This is a genomic window from Thalassospira sp. MBR-102 (genome assembly GCF_040549275.1).
GTDB lineage: Bacteria > Pseudomonadota > Alphaproteobacteria > Rhodospirillales > Thalassospiraceae > Thalassospira > Thalassospira xiamenensis.
Map to the genome: position 1 here is coordinate 300,687 of NZ_JBEPTC010000003.1, position 25,800 is coordinate 326,486.

The window sequence follows — 25,800 nt, forward strand, 5'->3', positions numbered from 1 at the left end:
CCTATTCGATAACGACGACCATTTCATCGCGCGCGGCAAAGACATTTGACCATTGGCTGCGTGCCTGCTGTTCGATCCCGGCCATTACCGCATCATTGTGATCGGGATCATGATGAAACAGGGCAAGCCGTTTGACGTTTGCCGCCTGACACAGCCGAACTCCCTCCTGCCAGGTCGAATGCCCCCAACCAACTTTGGCCGGGAATTCATCGTCGGTGTAGGTGCTGTCATAAATCACGAGATCAGCATTCCGGATGAAATCAAGAATCACCTCGTCAGGTTGGCCCGGCATATGTTCGGTATCGGTGACATAACAGACAGACTTGCCGCCATGCTCCACACGATACGCCGTCGCCCCGTTGGGATGACGCAACGGCGCGGTCCGAACGGAAATCCCATCGGCCGGGTATAAAACCGTCCCGACCGTGAAATCTTCGAATGTCAGTTTTGACTGCATGGCCGAAAGCGGTACCGGAAAGGTTGGATCGGCCATCTGGGCCGAAAACACGCGCTCGACCCCGCCCTGCTCTTTCAAATGTCCGGCCAGCACGTGAAAACGTGCAGCAGGATTATAGGCCGGGACAAAAAACGGGAACCCGTTGATATGGTCCCAGTGGGTATGCGTCAGATAAATGCTGGCTTCGGTTACCTTGCGCCGGATCAGATCCTTGCCAAGATTGCGAATACCGGTTCCGGCGTCAAAGATCAGGGTACGATCACCGATCCGCATTTCGATACAACTGGTATTGCCGCCATAAACAACATGGTCGGGGGAAGGACAGGCAATGCTCCCACGAACTCCCCAGAACTTTACATCAATTGCCATTCGCTGCCCTTCACATATGTCTGTGGCTGTCGTCCGCGACAGACGAATGCATCAATCCCGTTGAAATATAACACTCATTTCGCAAAAGAAAATTACCCGCGTTCTAATTCTGCGGCTTGATAAACACCGCTGTACCGATCTCTGCCCCGAACGCCTGATCGGCACGTCCACAGTTTACGGCAACCTCACAAAGTCCGATTGAATTTCGGTAATGAAAGCCCTGCCCCAGCGCGACATCGGAGAATGTCCGGGCAGGCGAAAGAGACTGTCCGTTGATCAAAAGCTTCAGATTGCGGTTCTGCCACCCCGGTGCGGCAAGAAGACCGGTCATCAGATTGCCATAGCTGTCGATATAAATGATTTCTGAAAGCTCATCCGGCCAGCTCTGGGGCGGGACATAACACAACCCGACATCGATATCGCCAAGTGCCACAGGTTCACCCTTGGCAATCATGCAGGCCACCGGGGCGAAAATATCTCGCCCGTGAAAGCTTGCCGATGCATTTTCGGGATGCCAGTTGATCACTCTCACCCGGCATGTTTTCGACCGCCGGATCAGTATTTCGAACAATCCGTTGTCGGGACCGACGTAAAAAACGCCATCGCATTCAACAACAATGCCGCGACGCTGGCTGCCGACACCCGGGTCAACGACGCAAAGCACGACATCGCCCGGTTGAAATTCGCGCGACAATGCGGCCAGAAGATAGGCTGATGCACGTGGATTGCGATCCGGCGCATCGACCATCAGATCGCAAACCGTAATGTCGGGGGCATTGCGATGAACAACCGCACGCATCGCCCCACTATAAGGGCCGATTACGCCAAAATCGCTGAAAATCAGGATCATGTCGGACATCCGGATCGTCGGCAAACCTGCCTGATTTCAGTCAGGTTGCACGCAAAGCGCTGTTACTTGACCTCGCAGAACTGACCGCGACGTTTAAGCTCAGCACAGATTGCACTGGCAGAACTGTCACTAAGCCCGGTCGCCATCAAACGGAAATAGGTCCCCTTGCCAGGAATGTTTGCCTGCGTGACTCCGTGCTGAAGTGGCGCAAGCTCGGCATAACGTTGCGTCAGGATTTGCCAACCGCGTTCGGCCTGTGCCTGATTGCGATAAGATGCCAGATGAAGGCTTTTGCCCCCGGCTGTTGCAGCAACCGGATTTGCCGTCCCCATGGTCGGGGCCGCGGCCATTTCGCCGCCCGACTGAACCGCACGGCTTTCGCCGGTGGCGACACGACGAACAGGCTCGCCCGCGCTTAAGGTCGTTACATTGGCCTTTGCCGGTTCGACAATGGCGGCTTCGATTGCATCACGCTCTCGTTTGAATTCGTCGGGCGTCACCAGTTTCATCTGCGAAAAATCTTCGATACGCGCAATCTGGCGTGCGGCATCCATCAAGCCTTGTGGTGCCGGCGGCGGGGTTGCGCGCTGGCGCGGTTGGGCCGGTAAAAGCGCATCCAGAATAGCGGTACGTTCATTGACATGTTCCTGCACCGTGATCGCCCCGATCTGAAGGGCACGGTTCAACTGGTTCAGGCGCTGCTCGATTTGCGTGCTGTCCGGTGGCGGATTATCCAGAAATGCCGCCGGTGCTGACTGGCTCATGGGCAGCAATGCCCCCAGATTGGCAGACCGGCGCGCTGAAAATTCCTCCGGCGTGACAAGGCCAGCGGCCTGTAAATCACGCAGAATGGCAAACCGCTTTGCGATGGCTTCGTCACCCGTGCTCAATGCAGCACCGGCAGGCATATCGGCACTTCTCGCACGCGGTTGACTGCTGGCGACCATCGGGGCTGCGACCATGGCATTCGACGGTGCCATGACGGATTGATTTGCCGTCCCCAACCCGGCCGGAGCCGTCGCAATCTGGTCATTGATGCTAAGCGATCCCGGAAGACCGCGCTGCAAACGCATCAGGTTGAATTCAGCCGCATCGCGCAACGGGCGCGGTTGCGTGCCGTTGGCCGTTGTCATCAAAACCGTTCCGGGCGGGTTCATGGCGATCAGGGTATCGTAACCATCCCGCGCACGATCGGCACGGTTGGTGTTTTGATACATCACCGACCGCCATAAAAGCGCGTGCCCGTCCTGGGGATTTTTGCGTAATGCTTCGTCAAAGAATTTTTCCGCAGAGGCATAATCGCCGGTTGCAAGCTGCTGCAAACCATTGGCGGTATAATTTTCGTCGGTAAATGAAGTCGCCTCGTCCCAGAAATCCTGATCAAGCAGTGGCGCACAGCCAGACACCCATGAAACCATGCCGACAACGGCAAGGCTTCTGCCGCCGATCTTCAGCCAGTTCCCGGTCCGCATTGCGGATACCTTCATGGTGTCAACCCCCTATTATTAAAAGACAATTCAGGGAGCATGTTTCGCAGGCTGTCGTCAAGTCCAACGCGCACCGCCCCATCATTTCCCTGATGGTGATCCAGTTTGCCCGATGGCTGCGAACAATTCGTTAAAAGCATTTTCCAATGTCAGAAACTATGCAATAGGACATGTCCAAAATATAATTCGTAAAAGTAAACTATATAACTGTCGCACCTGTTAACGCAGCATTCAGGGACAATATGGTTTGATAGATCGTCCCATACCATTGTATGAATTCAAAATATCAGGAATTAATCCTGTCTCTTTCGGGGAAGTAGATTGATTGAGCCCAAACAATATGGCCAACAGGCCCTTCAGGAATACCTGATGCTTGATTATGTCCAGCGCCTGGAAACCCGCAAATTCGGGCACCGCGCTGTTCATATCCATTTGTCCCGGCTCAAGCCATTTCACCGACGCGATTATCATATCCGGGTCGCGACCAATACCTTTGAAAGCTACGTAAAGCTTTATGTCGGCCGTATCTTTGTTCTTAGTAACGATGACCTTCTGTTCATCTGGAAAGACAAATCGATCGCCGACGTGGAACCGGCAGTTGACACGCTGCGCTACCTGTTCCGCGATGATCCGCTTTCGCAGGACGAAAGCGAGGAAACCGGATTCTGCACATGGTACAATCTGAATACGGAATTTCAGGAATTCCTGCTGCTGTGCCAGCATCTTGATGAACGCGCCAAAAAGCTGCAGCAAAGCAGCAATATGCGCCCGGCTCAGAAGCCAACCAATGTTCTGAGCCCGATCAATGCGGAAAATCTGGCCCAGTTGGAAGACACCATTCATTCGGCTGATCTTTCCGAACATATCCGTCAGCAACCTGTTTGCGTGTTTGCCCGCGCGGGGTCCAAGGAACTGCATCCGGTTTTTGACGAATTCTTTGTCTCGATCTCGGACTTGCGCAACGCGATCATGCCCAACATTGACCTTGCGTCAAACCGCTGGCTGTTTCAGCATATGACCGAAGTGCTTGATAAACGCATGCTGAATTATCTGTGCAAGCGGACGTTCAAGACACATGCCAGCTCATTCTCGATCAACCTCAATCTGGAAACGCTGACATCCAAGGATTTCGAGCGGTTCGATGAAGTTGTCCGTAAAAAATGGCCGGGCAATGTGATCATCGAGCTCAATCAGGTCGATCTGTTCTCAAACCTCGAAACCTATCTGCGGCTGCGTGACGAATTCCATGAACGCGGCTATCGCGTTTTGATCGACAATCTGACTGTCGAAGCCCTTTCGTTTGTGGATCGCAAAAGCCTTAAGGCTGATTTCATCAAGGTCGCCTGGCGCGAGGAAATGACAGACAACGTCATTCGCAAGAAATATTCCGAAATGGACAATCTTGTGAAAGACTCTGGCCGGGAACGTGTGATCCTGTGCCGTTGCGACAGCCCGACTGCGATCAAATTCGGTCAGTCGCTGGGCATTACCCTGTTCCAGGGGCGCTATATCGACAACATGATTGCCCGTCAGCGCCGGGCCAAACGCGCGGCCGCCGCCCAGAAACGCTAATCCCGCCTGATCCTGACAATTCCTGTCACCTGACCGCTTTGTCCCGCGTTTCTCCTCTTGGCAGATCAGGAACAAAAGCGGTACAAACAAGCATGATCTATGCACTTTGTCCCGATTGCCATCACAAATGGCGCTTCCATATTGACCGGCCGCTTGCCAAAAGCGGCGAAGGTGCCTATGCACCCTGCCCGGTCTGTGGCGGAAAACGCGGGATCGCGCATGCCGAACTGCCCGAACTTTTCATCGGGCACCTGGATTGCGATGCGTTTTATGCCTCGATTGAAAAGCGTGACCGACCGGAACTGATGGATCAGCCGGTGATTATTGGCGGCGGGCATCGCGGGGTGGTTTCCACCTGCTGTTATGTCGCGCGCAAATTCGGCGTGCGATCCGCCATGCCAGCCTTCAAGGCGCGCGAACTTTGCCCCGACGGTGTTTTCCTGAAACCCGACATGGCAAAGTATCAGCGCGAAGGATACCGGGTACGTGACATGATGCGCGCCATAACCCCGGACATTGAACCGCTTTCAATTGACGAGGCGTTTCTTGACCTGACCAACGCGCAAGGAACGCATGGCAAAACAGCCGCCGAATGCCTGATTGATCTTCAGGCGGAAATCAGGCGCGAAGTCGGCATCACGGTTTCCATCGGGCTTTCCTACAACAAATTTCTGGCCAAGATCGCATCCGACCTCAATAAACCGTTCGGCTTTTCAATGATTGGCACGGCAGAAGCCGTATCGTTCCTTGCCGATAAGCCGGTACGCATGATGTGGGGCGTTGGACCGGCGATGGAGCGCAAGCTGCGCGACGATGGCATCACCACCATCGGACAGATGCAACAGCTTGATATACATGCCTTGCAGGGCCGTTACGGCAGCATTGGCAAACGGTTCTTCCATTTTTCGCGCGGGCAGGACAATCGCAGGGTCGAACAAAGCAGCGAGCGTAAAAGCCTGTCATCAGAAACTACGTTTAACGAAGACATTTCCGACCTTGATGAACTGGTCGATATCGCCAAACGCCTGACCGCGCGCGTTGCCAGTGATCTGGCACGCAAGGAAATCGCGGGCCATACCGTTGTCCTGAAACTGAAATCAGCGGATTTCAAAACGCGGACGCGCAATATGCGCCTGACCTACCCGACATTGCGCGAGGATCTGATCCTTGAAACAGCCCTGACACTTCTGAAAAAGGAAGTCGATGGCACGCGTTATCGCCTGCTGGGTGTTGGCGTTGCCGATCTTTTCCCGGCCGAAACAGCCGACCCTGCCGACCTGTTTGGCGAAGCCGAGGAAACAGCCCCCGTCGAATTGATCGAAGATAATGGCGAAAGCACCCTGCCCCCGGCCCGCCTGATCCCGCAAATCCCGCGCCCGACGGCGGAGCAATTACGCGAAAGCCTGACGCGGCGGTATCGCCAGCACAAGAAAACATCACGCCAGCATCGTTTCGGGTTTTAGCGTTTCAATTGCCTGAACGGCTGGAAACGAAAAATGCCCGTCGCGAACCGAACGAGCATCACAGATTGAACAATCTTTTTAAGAGAAAGTGGCGTCCCCTAGGGGATTCGAACCCCTGTTGCCGCCGTGAAAGGGCAGTGTCCTAGGCCTCTAGACGAAGGGGACGCAAATCGCGGTGCGATCTTATGTATGGTCTGCTTTGGTGGCGTCCCCTAGGGGATTCGAACCCCTGTTGCCGCCGTGAAAGGGCAGTGTCCTAGGCCTCTAGACGAAGGGGACACAGTCACCAAAATGCAGTCCGTGTTAACGAGTGGCGTCCCCTAGGGGATTCGAACCCCTGTTGCCGCCGTGAAAGGGCAGTGTCCTAGGCCTCTAGACGAAGGGGACGCAGCGCGTTAACGAGGCCGGTTTTTAGCGATTGGGTCGGGCAAGGTCAAGCGCGTTTTTCGCCGCTGTGACGTTTTTTTTAATCCCCCACCGCAAATAGGGCGATAACACGCCAAAAGCCGGGAAATCCAAGCATCCTGTTTAACCGCTAGGATCATAGCCCGATCCTGCAATATCCTTGTCCAACACATATACGAACGCATGTCCGCAACGACAACCGCAAAGACACCTGCACAAAACCGTTTGAAATCAATTCGACCGTTTTCGGGTTCCCATCCAGAAGGCCGTTCCCGCAATCGCAAGGCAGACACCAAGGAAGGCAAACATCACGCGATAGCCCTCCGTTGCGCCCGGTTCAAACCGGCCGATGATCACACCTGCAATCCCCTGAAGGACAAACAGCCCGCCAAAGGTCGCCAGATTGACCGTGGTCAGGGCACGGCCAATCAGATGTTCGGGCACCGCGGCCCGCGATGCGGCATAGTTAAGCGTTGCACAGCTGCCCAGAAGCCCATGTGCGACCATCAGGATCGCGGCGAGCCAAAGAGCTGTCGTCCCCAGCAGCGCCTGCAACAGGCACAGCACAGCCGCAATCAGAACGGCAAAGACGATCAGGGGATGTGCCGCACCGCCCATCAAGCGCGAAAGTTGCCCATAGGCGGGCGGTCCGATGATCATGCCGATTGTCATCACCAAAAGAACGTTACCGACATCCACCGCCCCGAGAAGGAAGACGTCCTGTAGGTACGGCCCGCCCCAAAGCCCACGTACGGTCAGGATCGCCGGATAGCTGAAGAAGGCAACTCCAACCAGAAACCAGACCTGCCGGTTTTTCCAGACAGAGATCATGCCGCGCAATGCCTCACCCACGGTTTCGCCCTTTCGGGAATGGAAGCTGTGGTTTGGCGGTGCGTCGCGCACCATGGTGAATGTCAGAACAACCGAAAGCGCGCTGAGCACGGCAAGCCCGTAATAAACGTCGCGCCAGCCGCGAAGCTCGATCAGGGCGGCCAATGGCGTTGCCGATGCCAGAACGCCCAGCAAACTGAATGCCACAATCAGGCCAGAGGTCGCGGCAAACTTTTCCGGCGCCACCCAACGCGATGCCAGCACCAATGCCGCCATGAAGGCCGCTGAACAGCCAAGGCCGATCACCGCCTGCCCGATCATCAATCCAGCCACACTATGCGCATTGGCAAAGATCAGAACACCGGCCACCGTGATGATCATCATAGCACCATTGGTCAAACGCGGCCCGTACCGGTCCAGCATCACACCGACGGGAATTTGCATCAGGGCGAAAGCAAAATGAAAACTGCCCGATATCAGGCCAAGTTCCTCGGGAGAGGTCGAAAGCTCCGCCCGAAGGGATTCGGCCAGCAAGGCTTGTGCTGAACGGAAAAACTGGCTGAGCGAAAAGGCCAGCACGACCGGTGCCAGGATCCATAAAAATGTCCCTACCCCGTGCACGGCCTGCTTTGGTGTTTTTGTATGATCATTCATGATGCCAAATGGCATAATCCGATCACGGGATACCCGCAAGCCCCCGTAAGATATATCCTGATGTATTGCCGTGATACGTTTGGCGCGATGACACAGGCGGGTTCAGATCACCCTCTGTCGCGATCAGCGCGTCATCAGATTGAATTCTTCACCTGACGGAACTTCGGCACCCTCATGCAGCATCGAAACACCGTATTTGCGGCCGATTTCGGCAAATGTCCCGTCACTGCGCAGATCGTTAAGAACCATCTGCCATTGATCCACGATGAAGTCCGGCGTTTGCAGTGAGAATGCCAGATAAAGCTCGTAAATTCCCAAGCCGATAACCGGTTCAACTTCGGACCGGTCAATTCCGAACTTGCGACGCTGATGCTCCAGAACCAGATCGGATGCTTCCCATAGGTCTATCCGGTCACTGGCCAGAAGCTGTAACGCATTCCCGGGTGTATAAAGTGCCGCAAGGTTTTTAAAGCCCTGTTCGCGCAACATTCGTTCCGCCGCACCGCCTGCCTGCACACCGATGGCGGCAACTTTGCTTGCGTCACTCAAATCGCGGATTTCAAGGTTGCTGTCGGTCATCTTATAAAGCCAGCCGCGCGTCACAATGATTGGCCCAACCCATTTATACTCATCTTCGCGCTCAGACGTTCGCACCATTGAAAAAACAGCCGTGCCGGGTTCATTGTCGACAATTTGCAGGGCCCGTTTCCACGGAAGTACCTCGAATTTTCCGTCATGCCCCAGACGCGCGGCCATTTCACGGACCACATCCGTCCCGGCACCGGTCAACCCCTTATCCGACATGTAATTAAAGGGTGCAAAATCCTCGGTATAAATCTTTATCGACCGGGCCGCGGCAAGCATATCCCCCGTCTGGGCAGCTGCGACCATACCGTGCGACCACAGGATGACGACAGCAAAGGCAACAATTACGACAATGCGCCGCAAAATCGTAATGCCTCGCCGCTCCTTTGAATGAAAGAATATACCCGTCCGTCGCATATGTTTCCCTGTCAGCCATGAAATGCAAAAAGCCGCAAAAAAGAAACTTGCAGGACCGAAAGAACAAACTGTCACATAACCTGTTTATTCAACATGGTAGCCCGACATGTTGATTGCCAGTAACGTCGTACATATCTAGATTCAAAGGGAACCATCCATTTGAACAAGAATGCGCCTTCACGTGACGCTAACATGCCACGTGCAAGGTGGATTCCGCCCGAAAGGGTAGCAGTCTAATTTTAGAACATGTTGATGTAGTATGCTGTTTTCGATTCTTTCGGCGCCCACTCTTCGCCGATCCCCAAGCCCGAACAACAAAACCAAGCCCCTTGGTTAAAAAAGCCAGTTAAAGTTGAACATGAGCAAGATTTACAACGAAAAAATTCGACATTCAACTAAAAAATTTCGTTGCTCCGGCATTTTGCGGAAACCGGGGAACGACTTTTCACAGCCGGCAATATACTGCGTGCATCATGGATAGGCGGGATACAGACGCCCCTTTGCCCGTACTTGATAGCGCGCTTGGGGATCGCATTCGCCATGTCGTCGATATGTTTGATCGAAAAAAAGATGCGGCCCGGATCGCCGGCATCATCCCTGAACAATTGAACAGATGGTGTCAGGCACAATCGGAACCTCGCTTTGTCGGCGTTGCCCGCCTTGCCATTTCAAAGGGTATCTCTTTGCAGTGGATCGCAACAGGTGAGCCCCCAAGGGGAACCGCGAAGAAACCGAATACAGTGAACGAACCTGAAACAACCCGGGCACCAAATCCATATTGTACCGGGCCAGCAGAACGCGAGGTCCTTATCGCCATCATAAGCGGATTTCTCGCAGCCGAAGGCATCACGAACAGCCCTCAAATTGCCAATGACATTATTGGTGCCTATGACCAGATCGTCGAGAACCTCGAAAATAATCGAGATAGCAGCGAGATGGCCACCATATTGTCGCAGGCGATCACCATTATTCTTGATCGGCAACAAGAACGCCGCGCGGACAAAAACTGAAAGAACGGTCAGGGCAGTTTCCGCATTTACTTCCGCGCGTTACCGGGCCGCTTTAACGGCCCGGTACAAGGACCTGAGAATGTAGCTTAGCCAAGAACCGGTAGGGCAATGTCGTCAATCATCAATTGCACACCATCACGCCCCTGCCAGCTGTCGCGCCGCAAATGGCCAAGGATATGCAAGGGCCGCCCGCCATGCTTCAGCAGGGTCTGGCCCATGTCATTGTCAAGGCAGCGAAATGCAATGGCCTTAAGGCGCCCTTTGCCGTTACTGCCCGATAAAATGCAGCGCACGTGATCAGCGCCGACAACATCGGCCTTGACCACCCGGCATTCCGGGAAAACAAAGCGCGGCTCGGCATTGCCGGCACCAAACGGGCCAAGCTTTTCGAGGGCCTCGATCAGATCAAGCGTCGCCCCCATCGCATGCAGGCCACCATCAACCGTCATAGTCGGGCGAATATCATTTTCAGCGATGATTTTGGCAAACCGGGTTTCAAGAAATTCTTCGAATGCCGGGCGTTTTTCCGGATCAAGGGTGAAACCAGCCGCCATCCCATGCCCGCCACCATTGATCAAAAGCCCTGCCTGCCGTGCAGCAATGATCGCGGCCCCAAGGTCAATCCCGCGTACCGAACGCGCCGATCCCTTGAACACGCCATCAACCATGCCCATCACAAGGGCGGGAACATGATAACGATCCTTCAAACGGCTGGCGACAATACCGATCACACCAGGGTGCCAGTCTTCGCCGCCGACCAGCACCATTGCACCGACCTTTGATTGACTTTCAACCGCGCTGATCGCCTGATCAAGCACGATATCCTCGATCGCCTTGCGTTCACGGTTGTATTCATCAAGCTTGCGCGCGATATCCAGCGCCTGGGCGGGATCATCGCCCGAAAGCAACGTCGTCCCAAGGAACGATTCCCCGACACGCCCACCGGCATTCACCCGCGGCCCCAGCATGAATCCAAGATGATAGGCACTGGGCGTTTCATTTACCCCGGCAATATCGGCCAGCGCCGCCATGCCGACATTGTGGCGATGGCGCATGATCTTGATGCCTTGCGTCACGAATGCCCGATTAAGCCCACGCAGCGGCACCACATCGCAAACCGTGCCAAGTGCCACAAGGTCAAGCCAGTTACGCAAATCGGGCGCACGAATGCCTGCCTGTTCCAGCCAACCGCGCGAACGCAATTCGCGCAGGATCGCAACCGAAAGCAAAAAGGCAACACCCGCGGCGCACAAATGCCCAAGGCCGCTTTCATCATCAAGACGGTTCGGGTTGACCACGGCAACGGCGGGTGGCAATTCTGGCTCGGCCGCGTGGTGATCAACGACGATGATCTCGATCCCGGCTTCCTTGGCATCGGTCAGCGGCGCATAGGCCGTCACCCCACAATCGACCGTCAGGATCAGATTGGCACCACGACGTTGCAAATCCAGCAAGGCCGGACTATTGGGACCATATCCTTCTTTCTGGCGGTCCGGGATATGAACCACCACATCGCGCCCAAGGGCTGCGAAAAGGCGCTTTAACAATGCGGTACTGGTCGCGCCATCAACGTCATAATCGCCAAAAACCGCGATATTCTCGCCCTTGATCACCGCATCGGCAATACGGGCGGCTGCCTTGTCCATATCCTTCAAGGTCGATGGATCGGGCATCAGGTCGCGCAAGGTCGGGTTCAGGAAACTTTCGGCATCATCCAGCCCGATATCGCGGGCCGCCATCACCCGCCCGACAACTTCGGGAACGCCAAAACGCTGGGCAATGGTGGTTGCCAGCCGATCATCCAGATTGCGTTCCCGCCACCATTTACCGGTAACGGATCGCTCTATCCCCAAAAATGTCTTTTCTTGCGCATGGTCTGTCATGCCCATTGAAATAGCCTAATCCGGGGCGCGCTTAAACCGGATATTTTAATCCATCAGCCCTTTGGATTATCGCGGCACCAGCGCAAAACATTTTCGGCATCTTGCGCCGGGGCATCAACCGGATAGAAAACCTTGGCAATCCTGCCATCATCAATGATCATGGTCAGACGCTTGAACAGCCGCATGTCATCAACGATGAAGTCCGGCATCGCCATGGATTCCTTGAACCGGTGATCCGCATCGGACAAAAGCGCGAATGGCAGATGCAGCCGTTCGGCAGCTTCCTTCTGATATTCCGTGGTCTGGCTGGAAAGCCCAAATAGGTGATCCACACCCACAGCCGACAGCTCCTTGGCGTGATCGCGGAAGGAACAGGATTGCGGCGTGCAACCCTTGGCACCGGGGATTTCATCCCACCCATCGGGGGATGCCTTGTCAGGTTCGGCTGTGCGCGGATACGCATAGACAACGCTGCGCCCGGTCAGGATCGCAAGATCAACCGCCTGGCCATCGGTTGCCGCCAACGCAAGGGACGGCAGCATCTGGCCCGTCAACCGTGCAATAACATGTGCGTCACTTTCACTGCTCATCAATCATCCTCCCTGAAAAAGCTCATCGGGCCTTATACAGCAACGAATGCCCGCCCCTTGATAACCTGAAGATAAGTGTGATCGATCTCTCACAAAAAGAAGTGACGATTTCGCATCGTGAAAAACATGCGCCTGCCTGCAACTTCTTGCACACACGTCAAAGCTGTGCAGACTGCCGGGATAAACAACAACGGATACACGCAATGAACCATAGAAAAGGTCTTCGGATCGGGCTGACCGTGCTTTCCATTCTGGGCGCACTGATGGCCGCCCCGCTGGTGATGTTTTCACCGATGATATTCGATGCACCGGGATCGGACGAAAACAACCTGACCTGGTTTCTGTTTTTTGCCGTTCTGGCGTTTCCGGTGCTGTGCCTGATGGGCGGCATCCTGCCGTGGATTTTAAAGAACCACCCGAAATCGCTGTGGCTTTACGGCCTTGGCGTGATCGGGTTTGTCCTGATAACGGTGGCCGTGATCCTGCTTGAAACCCAATGCCAGGGCAGTTTTAGTTGCTAAACGATCCCCTCATCCGCTGCAATTAGCGCAAGACCATGCGCAACCGACAGGAATGGTTGACCAATTTCGACCCGTTCATTGCCAAAGCCGTCTTCAAAGATTTTGCGCACCGCCGGGACATAGGACGTCCCACCCGTCATGAAAACGCGTGATACTTCGTGGGCCTGAATACCCGCCTGTTCAAGACAAAGCTTTGCAGCCTTTTCAATATCTGCAATATCGGGCGCAATCGCGGCTTCAAAATCGGCACGTGTCAGACGTTCCTCGATCTCGACCCCGGCATGGTTGAATTGCAGGATCGTGCTTTGCTCGCTTGAAAGCTCCGCCTTGGCTTTTGACACCGCCTGATACAGGTGGAAACCCAGTTCTTCTTCGATGATTGTTACCAGATCTTCGATATCGTCGGGTTGTTCCGCGGTACGGATCAGGCTTCTGATTTCGTTAATCACCTTAGGCTGGCGCATCATCGAAAGGTAATGCCAGCGCGAAAACGCGGTGTAATACTGGCGCGGCACCGGCAATGCGGCCCCCATGGTGCGATATTCGCTGCCAAAACCAAGACGCGGCCAGATGGCTTTCTGGATGATGCGGTAATCAAAGCTGTCGCCCGCAATGCCAAGACCGGTATGCGAAAGCGCCTGAACCCCGCGAATCCCCATGCCCGGTGTAAAGCGGATCACCGAAAAGTCGCTGGTACCGCCGCCAAAGTCTGCAACCAGAACGGTTTCGGGTTTATCAAGCTGACGACCGTAATAATAGCTTGCCGCTAAGGGTTCGAACACCATGGCCTCAACCTCGAACCCGGCCTGTTCATAGGCCGCCCGCAGGCGCATTTCGGCATAATCGTTATCGGGATTTGTTCCGGCAAACGCAACCGGACGCCCGGAAATCACCCGATAGCCAAGGCCGCCAAGGCTGTATTGCGCGTGATGATGTATCTGGGTCAGGAACGTCGCGATCAGATCTTCGATCGTATAGACATTGCCGAAAATCTCGGTGCCCTCGAAATCCTTGGACGCCAGATAGGATTTGATCGACTGAATCAGTCGGCAATCCTGACTTTCCTTCAGATATTCGGCCATGGCAAACGGCCCGGAACAGCTTTGCAAACTGATCGGCGCACCGGGTGTGGTCAGCTTCTGTTCTTCCCAGAAATACAGGATGGTTCGATAGGTATCGAAACTGTTCTGCCCGACCTCAAACGTTGCCGATTGCACATTGCCGTTGCTGTCGGCCACGGCAAGCACCGAATTGGTCGTACCAAAATCAAGGGCGATAATTTCGGACATATGGCGGCTCCGGCAAAGGCGTTTCATTTTCAAGGGGCGGAGGATGTAACCCGGACAGCCTATCCCCGCAAGCGATAAACGAAAAAAGGGAGCGCAAAGGCACTCCCTTGTTTTCGCGATCCGCTTTGGCGAATTACTTGTACCAGATTTTCCGGCTGAAATCGTGAACCGCGCGCACATAGCGCACCGTGCCCGACTGCGACCGCATCACGATGCTTTCGGTTTCCGCACCATTGGCGAAACGGCGCACACCGCGCAGCATTGCACCATCGGTCACACCGGTTGCGGCAAACATGACATTGCCCTTGGCAAGTTCGGTCAGTTTGTATTTACGGGTCAGGTCCTCGATGCCCCATTTTTTGGCGCGCGCGATTTCGTCATCATTGCGGAAGACCAAACGTCCCTGGAACTGCCCACCGATGCAACGAAGGGCGGCCGCCGCAAGAACACCTTCGGGCGCACCACCGGTTCCCATATACAGATCAATACCCGACGTTTTCTGCGAGGTCGCGATAACACCGGCAACGTCACCATCACCGATCAGCATGATACGCGCACCGGCTTCACGGGTTTTGGCGATGATTTCCTGATGGCGCGGACGATCAAGGATGCAGACCACCAGATCGGAAACATCGCAGCCCTTTGCCGAGGCAAGGCTTTTCAGGTTTTCGGCCGGGCTGGCATCAAGGTCGACAACATCATCTGGCAGACCACCACCAACGGCGATTTTGTCCATATAGGTGTCCGGTGCGTTCAGGAACCCGCCCTTTTCCGCCATGGCAACAACGGCCAACGAGTTCGGGCCACCAGTCGCGCAGATGGTCGTGCCTTCAAGCGGATCAAGTGCGATATCGATTTCCGGGCCTTCGCCCGAACCGACTTCTTCGCCAATAAACAGCATTGGTGCTTCGTCGCGTTCACCTTCGCCGATCACGACAGTACCGCGAATATCCATGCTGTTAAGGGCATTGCGCATCGCGTCCACGGCGGCCTGGTCAGCGGCCTTTTCATCACCGCGCCCCATAAGCCCGGAACAGGCAAGTGCTGCGGCTTCGGTAACACGAACGGTTTCAAGCGCGAGATTTCGATCCATAACTTCATCCTCGTCATTAACGCAGGGTCTGGGGGCCCCGTCTTTCTGTTTCCCGGCGTGTCCCGTTTGGCTCGGGACTTATAATTACGCCTCGCGGTATTATACCTGCGAGGCGCATATGTCTTTTTTTTGTTTTGTTACGAAGTAAATCCTTCGATCCGCATCAGGACCGGCGGCTGCGAATTGCTTTCGAACGCCGAAATGTCGGAAAGCGCACCGGACATCGCCGCTTCGCTGGTTTCGTGGGTCACGAACACCACCGGAACAACCCCACCCTCGGTCTCGGCCCGACCATGCTGGATCATGGACGCCATCGACACACCATGCTTGGCAAGGGTCGCGGTGACCTCGGCCATGACACCCGGGCGATCCCAGACCATCAGGCGCAGGTAATAAGGCCCGACATGCTTTTCGAGCGAGGCCCGCACATTCTTTTTCAAACGATCCGCCGGAACGCCAAAGACCGGCGCATTGCGCCCGGCCGCGATATCAACAAGGTCGGCAACCACAGCCGATGCGGTCGGACGTTCGCCCGCCCCACGCCCCTGCAGGACGACCGGCCCGACATAATCGCCTTCAAGCACGACTGCGTTAAACACACCTTCAACTTTTGAAATCTGGGTGCTGCGGTCAACAAGAACCGGTGAAACACGCTGCTCGATGCCCTCAGACGTCTGTTTGGCAATCGCCAGCAACTTGATGCGATAACCAAGTTCTTCAGCCAGTTGGATATCAAGGGCAGAAACGCTGCGAATGCCTTCAACCGCAATCGCGTCAAAGTCGACTTCGACCCCAAAGGCAAGGCTGGTCAGGATCGCAAGCTTGTGCGCGGCATCAATACCATCAACGTCAAAGGTCGGGTCGGCTTCGGCATAGCCAAGTTTTTGCGCCTCGGCCAGAACATCGGCAAAGTCACGCCCCTGTTCGCGCATGGTGGTCAGGATATAGTTGCACGTCCCGTTCAGAATCCCGGTCACGCGCGAAATGACATTCCCCGCCAATCCTTCGCGCAGCGCCTTGATCACCGGAATACCGCCAGCAACCGCGGCCTCATAGGCGATGGTCACGTTATTTGCATCGGCAATGCGTGCCAGTTCCACCCCATGTAATGCAATCAGCGCCTTGTTGGCCGTCACGACATGCTTGCCGTTTTCAAGGGCGGCCTTGCAGACGTCATAGGCAATGCCGTCCGAACCGCCAATGGTTTCAACAACCACATCGACATTCTTGTCAGTTGCAAGGTCACGGGCATCTTCGTACCAGGTAATGCCTTCGGTCGAAAATCCACGGTCCCGAGTTCGATCGCGCGCCGATACTGCTGTGACAATCATCGGGGAACCGGAACGGTCCGTCAGATTATCCCTGTGTTCGCTCAGCAGTTTAACGGTTCCGGCACCGACCGTACCAAGGCCTGCCACACCGATTTTTACGACGTTTTGCACGATAACTCCTCATGCCGTGGTTGGATTTGCGCATGCGCGACGGAGTCTTTTACAACATCTGATACGCACACAAAACTTCGCCCGGGACATGTCCCGGGCGAAACATAGAATGCTTTATCGAATATCAGACGGATTTCTTCAACAGTTCACGTGCAGATTCTGCATCGGGATATTTCTGGAAGAATGCCTTGATATTACGATTGGCCTGCCGGATGCGATGTTTGTTTTCAACAAGCGCGATACGCACATGACGATCACCATATTCGCCAAAGCCAAGTCCCGGTGCCACCGCAACGCCCGCTTCCTGCAAAAGAAGCTTGGAAAAATCAAGCGATCCGAGTTCTTCAAACGCCTTGGGAATCGGGGCCCAGGCAAACATGGTCGCCGCCGGGACCGGAATATGCCATCCGGCACTTTGCATACCTTCGATAAAGATATCGCGACGGTCACGATACAGGTTACGGAATTCTTCGACACAATCCTGCGGGCCGTTCAATGCCGCCGTTGCCGCGACCTGAATCGGGGTAAATGCACCGTAATCAAGATAGGATTTGATCCGCGTCAGTGCATTGATCAGCTTTTTGTTGCCGGTGGCAAAACCGATGCGCCATCCCGCCATCGAATAGGTTTTCGACAGGGAATAGAATTCAACGGCAATGTCTTTCGCCCCTTCGACCTGAAGGATCGAGGGCGGCGGATTGCCATCAAAATAGATTTCCGAATAGGCGATATCCGACAGGATATAGATTTCCTGCGCCCGGCAGAAATCGACAACTTCCTTATAGAAATCAAGGTCAACCACCAGCGATGTCGGGTTGGCCGGGAAGTTCAGGACCACCGCACTCGGTTTCGGGACCGAATGTTTCACCGCCCGATGCAGTTGCTCCATAAAGCTTTCGGCGTTGAATTCGCCCTGTTCGTCATGACCAATCGGAATGTGGCGCAACGCCGCACCGGCAATGATGAAACCGAACGCATGGATCGGATAGGACGGATTGGGCACCAGAATGATGTCGCCCGGGCTGGTGATGGCTGCGGCGAGGTTCGCAAGCCCTTCCTTGGAGCCCAGCGTCACGACGGTTTCGGTTTCAGGATCAATATCCACCCCGAACCGGCGCCCGTAATAAGCCGCCAGCGCCTTGCGCAGACCGGGGATACCGCGCGACATGGAATAACCATGCGTGCGCGGATTCTTGATCGTTTCAACCAGCTTGTCGACAATATGTTGCGGCGTGGCCGGGTCCGGGTTGCCCATGCCGAAGTCGATAATGTCCTCTCCCGCTCGCCGCGCCGCCGCTTTCATCGCATTTACTTCAGCAAATACGTATGGCGGGAGGCGTTTTATGCGATGGAATTCCTGGGACATTATCCTACATCCTCGTCATTTCGCCGATTTTCGAATTTCCTGCGAAAACCGGGTCGTCGAATTGAAAAAAATTGCGCGCCACACGACAAAATGCGGGTGGCGCGCCGTACAATTCGAAGGATGTACCTTTTTTAGGATCAATAATCCATAAAGATTTCAACACGGCGGTTTCCGGCTTCACCGGCAGGAACGCCTTCATAATAGCGCGGGTCAGCCGATCCGTCGGCCCCGACAAAGATCGCGTCAGGGTTAACACCGAGAGACACAAGCTGCGACACCACCGCCGAAGCGCGCTGTTCCGAAACCTGACGGTTGATCGCCAGATGTTCTTCAAGGCTCATATTCGCGGTACGCATCGACGCATGGCCGATAATACGAAGGATACCGCCGGTCTGACGCCAAGCCTGGGCAACCTGGCTCAGGACATTGTTATCCGTGCCCGACAGATTCGACGAACCATGGCCAAACTGGATTTGTGCGACCTGCACACCATTCACACTTGGTCCCAGCGTATCAACGGAACGCACACCAAGACGCGATGCCAGAACCTCGTTCGCGGTTTCGGCATAGGGCATGGCAGAATCGGACAGATAGGCATTGCCACCGCTACCAAGCTGGCTTTCATCGACAATTACCGCCCCGTTATCGGAATAGGCAGAATAGTCAAATGATTGTGCCGGCGGTTCATTGGCAAACACGCCCTGACCTTCTGCAAGACGCCGATTGTACTGGTCCATCACCGGGTCACCGGTTGATGATCCTGACGATCCGGGCGCAACTTGTGAAGACTCGGCTGTTTCCTGTTCAGATTTCAGAACATCGGGCTTCTCGGGCGCAGGTTGCGGTGTTGGAACGGGTCCAGAAGCCGGTGCCTTGGCACTCCATTCATCGGCAATCCTAGAACCGGACTGCGCCGAAGTCACAGCACTGCCCGTTGCGGCGCTAGCAGCTGCAGTTGCCTTGGTTTCAGCCGCTTTTTGCGGCTCCGCCATCGCGCTACTGCTAACAGATGTGGTTGGTGCCGGCGCAATCGTCGGCATATCAACACTTTCGGCACTTTGCTGCGGCTGCGGCTGAAGCGCGTTGACCGGCGGCGTGCTTTGACGACGGCCCGACTGGGAATATTGCGCATTGGCGCGGTCTGCGGCCAAACCGGCGACAAGCGCATCACGTTCGGCATCACCGGTCACAACCGGCTTGGCCGGCGTATCGGCCAGACGCGGATAATCTTCGTCTTCACCCGGAATCGGTTGATCCGACTTGGCAGCAGTTTCCTCGTCGCCGTCAAAAGCATCACCAATCGATTTTCCCCATTCGACCGGATTGATTGCATCAGGGACCGAAGAACAGGCGCCCAGCATCAGCACAACAGCAAGCGCCGATCCCGCATGCAGCAAGGGCCGCAATTTAACTTTCGCGGACCCGTGCCCCGACCACCGCCATGTCGTCGATTTCAGAACGCCCATTTGATTTCGCTGCTCCAAACTATGTTATGTGTGACGTTGCCGTTGAAGATTGCGACAAATCCGTCACCTTATAATTCTTGTATTACCCCTCATCAGCGAGCTAGGCTAAGGCCATGATAAGCTTGGGATCAAGCAGAGTTTCAACCCAGCACGCAGTTTGAGAGCATTGGATCATAAAACGGGAAAATGATTGCGATATCGCAAAGATCGGATTTCCCGTTTTATGTTCCGATGCACCGGCGGCCGTATCATAAGGGAATGCGCCATGAACGATCAACAGGCCAAAGAAACCGAAATTCATCTTCCTGATCCCGAAGAGCTGTCATCAGCGATGGCAGAAATAGCGGAGAGAAGTCAAAGACTTGTGTCAGACTTCCTTGCAAAACAGGCAGAAGACCCGGAAATTTCCGACCCGGACCCGCTTAATATCGGATCGGCATTTGTCGAACTGACCACCCATATGATGCAAAATCCGACGAAACTGGTCGAAGCACAAATGGACCTGTGGCAGCAATATTATATGCTCTGGCACAATACAACGATGCGTATGCTGGGGCAGGAATCGGAACCTGTCGCCTTCCCGCAAAAGGGGGATCGTCGATTCCGCGACGAGGCGTGGGAAAACAACGAACTTTTTGATTTCATCAAACAATCCTATCTGCTGTCCTCGCAATGGATGCAGAATGTTGTCCATGATGTTGACGGGCTGGATGAAAAAACCGCCCAAAAGGTCGAATTTTATACCCGGCAGTTTGCGGACGCGATTTCGCCGACCAATTTCATGATGACCAACCCGGAAGTCCTGCGCGCCACCATCGAAAGTGGCGGTGAAAACCTTCTTAAGGGACTTAGCAACCTTCTGGACGATCTGGAACGCGGCAAGGGCAAGCTTCAGATCAAAATGACAGATCTGGACGCTTTCAAGATCGGCGAGAATGTCGCAACCACCGAAGGATCGGTGATCGGTCGGACGCAGCTGATGGAACTGCTGCAATACAAACCGGCAACCGACAAGGTCGCGAAACGGCCGCTTATGATCGTGCCGCCATGGATCAACAAATATTACATCCTTGATCTGCGCCCGGAAAATTCATTCATCAAATGGGCTGTTGATCAGGGCCACACGGTTTTTGTCCTGTCGTGGGTCAACCCGGACAGCAAACTTGCCGAAGAAAGCTTTGAAGATTACGGGCGTGACGGCGTGCTTGCGGCACTCGACATGATCGAAAAGGCAACCGGCGAAAAGGAAGTCAACGCTATCGGCTACTGCCTTGGCGGAACGCTTCTGGCGGCCATGCTGGCCTATATGGCCAAGATTGGCGATGAACGCATCAAATCGGCGACGTTCTTTACCACCCTGACCGACTTTGAAAAACCCGGCGAACTTTCGGTTTTTGTCGATGACGAACAGATCGAAAGCCTTGAAAACCGCATGTCGAAGGAAGGTTATCTTGACGGCCGCGACATGGCGATGTCGTTCAACATGCTGCGTGCCAATGACCTGATCTGGTCATTTGTGGTCAACAACTACATGCTGGGCAAGGATCCCTTCCCGTTCGATCTTTTGTACTGGAATTCCGATTCGACCCGGATGCCCAAGGCAATGCATAGCTTCTATTTGCGCAACATGTATAACAAGAACCTGCTGCGTGAACCGGGTGGCATTACGATTCTGGGCGAAAAGATCGACCTTCGCGACATCAAAATCCCGGTCTATTTCCTCTCCACCCGCGAAGACCATATTGCACCGTGGCAGGCAACATATGCCGGAACCCAATTGATGTCAGGCCAGGTGAAATTCGTGCTATCGGCATCGGGTCATATTGCCGGTGTGGTGAACCCGCCCGCAGCCAACAAATATTGCCATTGGACTTATAATCGCAATCCCCCAAATCCCGATGACTGGCTCGCCAAGGCGGTCCAGCATGAAGGATCATGGTGGACCGATTGGCAAAACTGGATCAGCCGCCGTTCCGGGGGGCAAGTCGACGCCCGCAAACCGGGCGATGGCAAGCTTAAAGTGCTTGGCCCGGCACCGGGTGAATATGTCAAAGTGCAGCTTTCCTGATCATCTCTTGATAACTGGAATTTCCGGCCCGCCCGAGGTGGCGGGCCGTTTCTTTGGTCCGAAGGAAAATATCATGCCCCAGAAAATCGGTTTCCTAGGCGCAGGCCGCATGGCGTCTGCAATGATTTCGCGCCTGCTTGAACAAGGCTATCCGGTCAAGGTCTGGAACCGTAGTGCTGCCAAAATCGAACCGTTGGTTGCCAAGGGGGCCATTGCCTGCGCGACACCAGCCGAGGCGGCAAGTGATGTTGATGCGGTCCTTTCCTTCATGGCCGACGATATTGCATCTGAAACCGTTTGGCTGGGCGAAAATGGGGCGCTTGGTGCAATGACGCCGGGGGCGCTTGCCATCGAGTGTTCCACCCTTTCGCACGGGTTCGTTCTGGAACTGTCCGGCAAGATCATGACGGCAGGCTGCCTTTATGTCGATGCACCGGTCACCGCAGTGCCGGCACAGGTTGCCGCGGGCGAAACCATGTTTTTAATCGGTGCGGATGACGCCGTCCTGAAACAGGCACGCCCGATCATGGAAGCCGTTGCCAACCGTATCGTGCATTTCGGGCCTATTGGATCGGGGACAATCTACAAGCTGATGAACAACCTTTTGGGGGCGGTCCACATTGCCGCTGCCGCCGAACTGGTTGCGGTGGCACAAAAGGCCGGACTGGATGGCGATCTGGTTGCAGACGCATTTGCCAATGGTGCCGTTGCCAGCCGGGCCGGAGTCATGACGATCCCGGGCATGATCAGCGGCAATCACAATGAAGGCATCCATTTCACAACCGCGTTGCGCGCCAAAGATGCCGGTTATGCCATGTGGCTTGCCGATGAACTTGGCCTTGACCTGCCGGTTGGCAGATCAGCCACCGAAATGTTTGACCGCGCCATCGAAGCCGGACTTGGCGATCTTGCACAAAGTGCCGTGCTGGAAACCATCCGCGGCCGGTAATCCTATTTCTTCTTGGCCCTGGCTGCGACTTCTTCCTGCTCGGCCAGAAGCGGCTCGTAACGGGCGTCGGTCAGTGTTTTAAGGAACGCGACCAGCGCATCTATGCGCTTGGTATCAAGGGCGTCCCCCTGCTCCAGCTCTTTAAGGGAAAGGGTCTCGGGGACTTCGGCATCGCCCCACGGCTGTTTGGTTTCCGGATTCAACTGGGCCGATTTCGCGCGACTGTTATATTTGTTGTAAAACTTGATCACCGTGCGCAAATCGGAAAACACACCGTTATGCATATACGGTCCGGTGACGGCGACATTGCGCAGCGACGGCGTTTTGTACTTGCCCTTATGGGCCGGATCATCAATTGCCGGATTATCAAGCAATCCATTGTCGGTAAAATCCGGGTCCTTGGCATTTTCCAACCGCACGGCAACGTTTCTGGGGACGCCGATGTTATGATATTCGTAATTTGTGAATGTCTCGCCCTCTGCCGTCGGCGACGATTTAAGCTGATGGCAGACATTGCAGTTGGTGAATTGCTGCGAGAAGAAAAGCACACGCCCCAATTCTTCCTGCGGCGTCATTTTGTATTCCCCGCGCAGGAAACGATCATATTTTGAATCAAAGGGTGCGAACTGATCGGTGCGTTCGAACGCGGCAATCGCATCGGTCATTGCAGCATAAGCACGGTTCGTATCGCTCCAGACATCGTCACCAAACAATGACTTGAAGCTTTCGACGTAATCTTCATCTTCCTGAAGGCGCGCGACAACGGTTGCCTTGTCAGGCATGCCCATTTCAACCGGGTTAAGCGGCGGCCCACCGGCCTGCTCGGCCAAATCCTTCGCACGCCCATCCCAGAACTGCCCGCCAACCGGCGTGCCGTCTTCTTTGAAATGGAAATCGGGTGCGAACTTCGCATATGCCGCCATCGGCGCATTGCGGTCGCCAAGCGATGCACCATCATCGCCAAGCGAATAGGCCCCATGGGCGATTTCGGAACGCGGATCACGGAACCCAGTTGTCGGTTCATGACAACTCGCACAGGCCTGCGTCCGGTTTTTTGACAGGTTGGTATCGAAATAAAGTGCTTCGCCCAGTGCCGCTTTATCTGCAAACGAAGACGTATTGCTTGCCAGTTCCGCCAGCAAGGCCGCGGACGAATTCGGCGCGCCAAGGCCATTTTGCGCCTTTGCACTGGTAATCCCGACACCACCGGCACCAATCATCAGCATCGTAGTTGCAAACGCACAACCAAGGTGAAGAAACCCGCGAAGGGGCATGCTGGAAACGCGCGACAAGACAGGCATGTTCGATATCCGGTATTCACTGGTGGCCGCATGATCGCGACCAATAATCACTTACAATACCTTAATTGCACCCTGCCTTGATAAAGGTCAATGGTTACCGTCCTTTAATTCGGGGCGATGAAACCCCCGATATTGATCAAATGGCAACTTTGGGCCGACGCCCCATCATCGGCAACAACTGCACCCCAATGATCGCGGCAAGGATAACACCGCATCCGGCATATTCGGCGGGTGCCAACCGCTCGCCCAAGAAAAACGCCCCGGCAATTGCGGCAAATACCGCCTCGGCACTCATGATGATCGCGGCATCTGCTGCTTCGGTATAATTCTGCGCCACCGCCTGCAGGGTAAAGGCGATCCCGGCCGACATGATCCCGGCATAAAGAATTTCAAATCCGGCATTCTGGATATCGGCAAAGCTGAAAGTCTCGAACATGCCGCCCATCGCCATGCCAAGCAGACCGGTAATAAAGAACTGAACGGCAGCGACCAGCGCGGGGGTATTTGTGCGCGTCACCATTATACCGATCATCACCACCTGAACAGCCCAGAACAGCGCACTTCCCATCACCCAGAAGTCACCTTTACCAAGTGCCGACAGGTTCCCGCCACTCAGAAGATATGTACCCAAAACGCACATTATTCCGCCCGGCCAAACCGACCAATGCGGCTTTGCCCGGAAAACAGCGAAAGCCAGTACCGGTACCAGAGGCACATAAAACGCCGTCAGAAACGCAGCATTGGTCACGGTCGTATCCATGATGCCGATCTGTTGCAGGATGCTGGCCAGATACATTGAAACGCCGGTAACGATAAGGCCAAGCGTGTTGACCCTCGAAAGCGTCCGTCCTTCGCGCTTCATTTTGCGCAATTCACGCAGCGCAAACGGCAGCACCACAAACGTCCCCAAAAGGAACCGCACACCGGTAAAATATTGCGGGCCAATATTGTCCATGCTGGTTTGCTGGACGACAAAAGTCGTACCCCAAATAAGGGCAACAAAGACGATTACACCGTTCGCCTGCCAACGCGTCATTTCCCGGTTCCGTTTCCTGATCGCCGGGCGTGGTGGCGCGCGGCCTGTTCATATGGTTTTTCTGAATTACTTGCTATCGTAGCGTCCTGCCACAGGCAAGAAGATCCTCTGCGTTTGACAATCGCGATTGTTACTCAGATTTCAGGTCCTCGGGAATTGTCACACGATATTCCTGCGCAAGATCGGCATAACGATCCGCAGATACTTTGAAAAACTCGATTTCTTCCTGCGTCAGATCTCGCACCTTGCGTGCCGGGACACCTGCCCAAAGTTCCCCCGCCGGAATGCGTTTTCCGGGTGCCAAAAGCGCCCCCGCCCCCAGCATTGCGCCCTGCTCGATCACGCAACCATCCATGACCGTGGCACTCATGCCGACGAAACTTCTGTCTTCAAGTGTGCAGGCATGGATGACGGCGGAATGGCCAATAGTAACATCGTCGCCGATATAGGTTCCAAACTTTCCCTTGGCGACATGCACCATGGTCAGGTCCTGAATATTGGTCCGCGATCCGATACGAATTTCATGCACGTCACCACGAATGACGCAGCCAAACCAGATCCCGGTTTCCGCCCCGATTTCAACATCGCCAATGATGGTCGCATTCGGCGCGATAAAGGCCGTCTCGTCAATAGTCGGGCGTACCCCGCGATAGGACAGGATCATGGTCTAACGACCTTTCACTTCTGGGATCGGTT

21 protein-coding genes and 3 tRNA genes are annotated in these 25,800 nt (G+C 54.9%); 6 read left to right on the top strand and 18 right to left on the bottom strand.

Annotation, left to right across the window (positions count from 1 at the left end; translation table 11 throughout):
* Window position 1: 1 nt before the first annotated feature.
* From ABIE64_RS07960 to ABIE64_RS07970, 3 genes are all read right to left on the bottom strand, one after another.
* Entirely contained in the window at window positions 2-826 is an 825-nt protein-coding gene (locus ABIE64_RS07960) for an MBL fold metallo-hydrolase (protein ID WP_354377078.1), read from the bottom strand.
* Between the two features lie 103 nt (window positions 827-929).
* Window positions 930-1,676 carry an SAM hydrolase/SAM-dependent halogenase family protein gene (locus ABIE64_RS07965; RefSeq protein ID WP_354377079.1) on the bottom strand — a complete coding sequence of 249 codons (747 nt, stop codon included), beginning with the start codon at window positions 1,674-1,676 and terminating at the stop codon, window positions 930-932.
* Window positions 1,677-1,738: 62 nt separating this feature from the next.
* Window positions 1,739-3,163: a tetratricopeptide repeat protein gene (locus ABIE64_RS07970; RefSeq protein WP_354377080.1), complete on the bottom strand. Its 1,425-nt coding sequence runs from the start codon at window positions 3,161-3,163 to the stop codon at window positions 1,739-1,741.
* A 321-nt stretch (window positions 3,164-3,484) separates the two neighbouring features.
* Here ABIE64_RS07970 and ABIE64_RS07975 point away from each other — a divergent pair, with 321 nt between their 5' ends.
* Together ABIE64_RS07975 and ABIE64_RS07980 are read left to right on the top strand one after the other, a co-directional pair.
* The gene (locus ABIE64_RS07975) at window positions 3,485-4,735 is read left to right on the top strand and encodes an EAL domain-containing protein (RefSeq protein WP_007091607.1); all 1,251 of its coding nucleotides are present in this window, start codon (window positions 3,485-3,487) and stop codon (window positions 4,733-4,735) included.
* A gap of 92 nt (window positions 4,736-4,827) precedes the next feature.
* Complete coding sequence (locus tag ABIE64_RS07980) at window positions 4,828-6,198, top strand: DNA polymerase IV (RefSeq protein WP_354377081.1); 1,371 nt, start codon at window positions 4,828-4,830, stop codon at window positions 6,196-6,198.
* Between the two features lie 89 nt (window positions 6,199-6,287).
* Here the strand turns inward: ABIE64_RS07980 and ABIE64_RS07985 are convergent.
* From ABIE64_RS07985 to ABIE64_RS08005, 5 genes are all read right to left on the bottom strand, one after another.
* Window positions 6,288-6,363, bottom strand: a tRNA-Glu gene (locus ABIE64_RS07985).
* Window positions 6,364-6,401: 38 nt separating this feature from the next.
* A tRNA-Glu gene (locus ABIE64_RS07990) sits at window positions 6,402-6,477 on the bottom strand.
* A 32-nt stretch (window positions 6,478-6,509) separates the two neighbouring features.
* Window positions 6,510-6,585 (bottom strand) — tRNA-Glu (locus ABIE64_RS07995).
* A gap of 249 nt (window positions 6,586-6,834) precedes the next feature.
* Window positions 6,835-8,088: an MFS transporter gene (locus ABIE64_RS08000; protein ID WP_354377082.1), complete on the bottom strand. Its 1,254-nt coding sequence runs from the start codon at window positions 8,086-8,088 to the stop codon at window positions 6,835-6,837.
* A gap of 123 nt (window positions 8,089-8,211) precedes the next feature.
* The gene (locus tag ABIE64_RS08005) at window positions 8,212-9,036 is read right to left on the bottom strand and encodes a substrate-binding periplasmic protein (RefSeq protein ID WP_354377083.1); all 825 of its coding nucleotides are present in this window, start codon (window positions 9,034-9,036) and stop codon (window positions 8,212-8,214) included.
* A gap of 554 nt (window positions 9,037-9,590) precedes the next feature.
* Here ABIE64_RS08005 and ABIE64_RS08010 point away from each other — a divergent pair.
* The gene (locus ABIE64_RS08010) at window positions 9,591-10,100 is read left to right on the top strand and encodes a hypothetical protein (protein ID WP_071241377.1); all 510 of its coding nucleotides are present in this window, start codon (window positions 9,591-9,593) and stop codon (window positions 10,098-10,100) included.
* An 86-nt stretch (window positions 10,101-10,186) separates the two neighbouring features.
* Here ABIE64_RS08010 and recJ read toward each other — a convergent pair whose 3' ends face one another.
* Together recJ and ABIE64_RS08020 are read right to left on the bottom strand one after the other, a co-directional pair.
* A complete protein-coding gene (gene recJ / locus ABIE64_RS08015; RefSeq protein WP_114094338.1) occupies window positions 10,187-11,989 on the bottom strand; it encodes a single-stranded-DNA-specific exonuclease RecJ in 1,803 nt (600 codons plus the stop codon).
* 47 nt (window positions 11,990-12,036) lie between these two features.
* Entirely contained in the window at window positions 12,037-12,573 is a 537-nt protein-coding gene (locus tag ABIE64_RS08020) for a peroxiredoxin (RefSeq protein ID WP_354377084.1), read from the bottom strand.
* A gap of 203 nt (window positions 12,574-12,776) precedes the next feature.
* Between ABIE64_RS08020 and ABIE64_RS08025 the strand changes: the two genes are divergently transcribed.
* The gene (locus tag ABIE64_RS08025) at window positions 12,777-13,094 is read left to right on the top strand and encodes a hypothetical protein (RefSeq protein WP_007091614.1); all 318 of its coding nucleotides are present in this window, start codon (window positions 12,777-12,779) and stop codon (window positions 13,092-13,094) included.
* Here ABIE64_RS08025 and ABIE64_RS08030 read toward each other — a convergent pair.
* The 5 genes from ABIE64_RS08030 to ABIE64_RS08050 all read right to left on the bottom strand — a co-directional run bounded on the left by ABIE64_RS08030 (window position 13,091) and on the right by ABIE64_RS08050 (window position 19,750).
* Window positions 13,091-14,383: an Hsp70 family protein gene (locus ABIE64_RS08030; RefSeq protein WP_354377085.1), complete on the bottom strand. Its 1,293-nt coding sequence runs from the start codon at window positions 14,381-14,383 to the stop codon at window positions 13,091-13,093. The two genes, ABIE64_RS08025 and ABIE64_RS08030, sit on opposite strands and share 4 nt — an antisense overlap.
* A gap of 133 nt (window positions 14,384-14,516) precedes the next feature.
* Entirely contained in the window at window positions 14,517-15,476 is a 960-nt protein-coding gene (glpX, locus tag ABIE64_RS08035; protein ID WP_007091616.1) for a class II fructose-bisphosphatase, read from the bottom strand.
* A gap of 137 nt (window positions 15,477-15,613) precedes the next feature.
* A complete protein-coding gene (locus ABIE64_RS08040; protein WP_037987720.1) occupies window positions 15,614-16,918 on the bottom strand; it encodes a homoserine dehydrogenase in 1,305 nt (434 codons plus the stop codon).
* A 124-nt stretch (window positions 16,919-17,042) separates the two neighbouring features.
* Window positions 17,043-18,284, bottom strand: coding sequence for an LL-diaminopimelate aminotransferase (locus ABIE64_RS08045; RefSeq protein WP_007091618.1), 1,242 nt, complete (start codon window positions 18,282-18,284; stop codon window positions 17,043-17,045).
* A gap of 137 nt (window positions 18,285-18,421) precedes the next feature.
* Entirely contained in the window at window positions 18,422-19,750 is a 1,329-nt protein-coding gene (locus ABIE64_RS08050; RefSeq protein WP_354377086.1) for an OmpA family protein, read from the bottom strand.
* 265 nt (window positions 19,751-20,015) lie between these two features.
* On the opposite strand from ABIE64_RS08050, the gene ABIE64_RS08055 reads away from it, so the two are divergent.
* Together ABIE64_RS08055 and ABIE64_RS08060 are read left to right on the top strand one after the other, a co-directional pair.
* A complete protein-coding gene (locus tag ABIE64_RS08055; RefSeq protein ID WP_341363831.1) occupies window positions 20,016-21,818 on the top strand; it encodes a PHA/PHB synthase family protein in 1,803 nt (600 codons plus the stop codon).
* A gap of 73 nt (window positions 21,819-21,891) precedes the next feature.
* Complete coding sequence (locus ABIE64_RS08060) at window positions 21,892-22,767, top strand: NAD(P)-dependent oxidoreductase (RefSeq protein WP_040060734.1); 876 nt, start codon at window positions 21,892-21,894, stop codon at window positions 22,765-22,767.
* A 2-nt stretch (window positions 22,768-22,769) separates the two neighbouring features.
* On the opposite strand, the gene ABIE64_RS08065 is transcribed toward ABIE64_RS08060, so the two are convergent.
* The 3 genes from ABIE64_RS08065 to ABIE64_RS08075 form a co-directional block, all read right to left on the bottom strand.
* Window positions 22,770-24,068 carry a cytochrome-c peroxidase gene (locus ABIE64_RS08065; RefSeq protein ID WP_247643642.1) on the bottom strand — a complete coding sequence of 433 codons (1,299 nt, stop codon included), beginning with the start codon at window positions 24,066-24,068 and terminating at the stop codon, window positions 22,770-22,772.
* Window positions 24,069-24,204: 136 nt separating this feature from the next.
* Entirely contained in the window at window positions 24,205-25,104 is a 900-nt protein-coding gene (locus tag ABIE64_RS08070) for a DMT family transporter (RefSeq protein WP_071241385.1), read from the bottom strand.
* Between the two features lie 130 nt (window positions 25,105-25,234).
* Entirely contained in the window at window positions 25,235-25,768 is a 534-nt protein-coding gene (locus ABIE64_RS08075; protein ID WP_354377087.1) for a gamma carbonic anhydrase family protein, read from the bottom strand.
* Between the last annotated feature and the right edge of the window lie 32 nt (window positions 25,769-25,800).

What these genes read in the sequence shown, in the direction of transcription:
- ABIE64_RS08025 (WP_007091614.1), top strand. Translation starts at nt 12,777, where the DNA reads ATGAACCATAGAAAAGGTCTTCGGATCGGGCTGACCGTGCTTTCCATT.
- ABIE64_RS08055 (WP_341363831.1), top strand. Translation starts at nt 20,016, where the DNA reads ATGAACGATCAACAGGCCAAAGAAACCGAAATTCATCTTCCTGATCCC.
- ABIE64_RS08020 (WP_354377084.1), bottom strand. Translation starts at nt 12,573, where the DNA reads ATGAGCAGTGAAAGTGACGCACATGTTATTGCACGGTTGACGGGCCAG.
- ABIE64_RS07965 (WP_354377079.1), bottom strand. Translation starts at nt 1,676, where the DNA reads ATGATCCTGATTTTCAGCGATTTTGGCGTAATCGGCCCTTATAGTGGG.
- ABIE64_RS08000 (WP_354377082.1), bottom strand. Translation starts at nt 8,088, where the DNA reads ATGAATGATCATACAAAAACACCAAAGCAGGCCGTGCACGGGGTAGGG.
- ABIE64_RS08065 (WP_247643642.1), bottom strand. Translation starts at nt 24,068, where the DNA reads ATGCCTGTCTTGTCGCGCGTTTCCAGCATGCCCCTTCGCGGGTTTCTT.
- glpX (WP_007091616.1), bottom strand. Translation starts at nt 15,476, where the DNA reads ATGGATCGAAATCTCGCGCTTGAAACCGTTCGTGTTACCGAAGCCGCA.
- ABIE64_RS08075 (WP_354377087.1), bottom strand. Translation starts at nt 25,768, where the DNA reads ATGATCCTGTCCTATCGCGGGGTACGCCCGACTATTGACGAGACGGCC.
- ABIE64_RS08070 (WP_071241385.1), bottom strand. Translation starts at nt 25,104, where the DNA reads ATGACGCGTTGGCAGGCGAACGGTGTAATCGTCTTTGTTGCCCTTATT.
- ABIE64_RS08045 (WP_007091618.1), bottom strand. Translation starts at nt 18,284, where the DNA reads ATGTCCCAGGAATTCCATCGCATAAAACGCCTCCCGCCATACGTATTT.
- ABIE64_RS08050 (WP_354377086.1), bottom strand. Translation starts at nt 19,750, where the DNA reads ATGGGCGTTCTGAAATCGACGACATGGCGGTGGTCGGGGCACGGGTCC.
- recJ (WP_114094338.1), bottom strand. Translation starts at nt 11,989, where the DNA reads ATGGGCATGACAGACCATGCGCAAGAAAAGACATTTTTGGGGATAGAG.
- ABIE64_RS08060 (WP_040060734.1), top strand. Translation starts at nt 21,892, where the DNA reads ATGCCCCAGAAAATCGGTTTCCTAGGCGCAGGCCGCATGGCGTCTGCA.
- ABIE64_RS08030 (WP_354377085.1), bottom strand. Translation starts at nt 14,383, where the DNA reads ATGTCCGAAATTATCGCCCTTGATTTTGGTACGACCAATTCGGTGCTT.
- ABIE64_RS07970 (WP_354377080.1), bottom strand. Translation starts at nt 3,163, where the DNA reads ATGAAGGTATCCGCAATGCGGACCGGGAACTGGCTGAAGATCGGCGGC.
- ABIE64_RS07960 (WP_354377078.1), bottom strand. Translation starts at nt 826, where the DNA reads ATGGCAATTGATGTAAAGTTCTGGGGAGTTCGTGGGAGCATTGCCTGT.
- ABIE64_RS07980 (WP_354377081.1), top strand. Translation starts at nt 4,828, where the DNA reads ATGATCTATGCACTTTGTCCCGATTGCCATCACAAATGGCGCTTCCAT.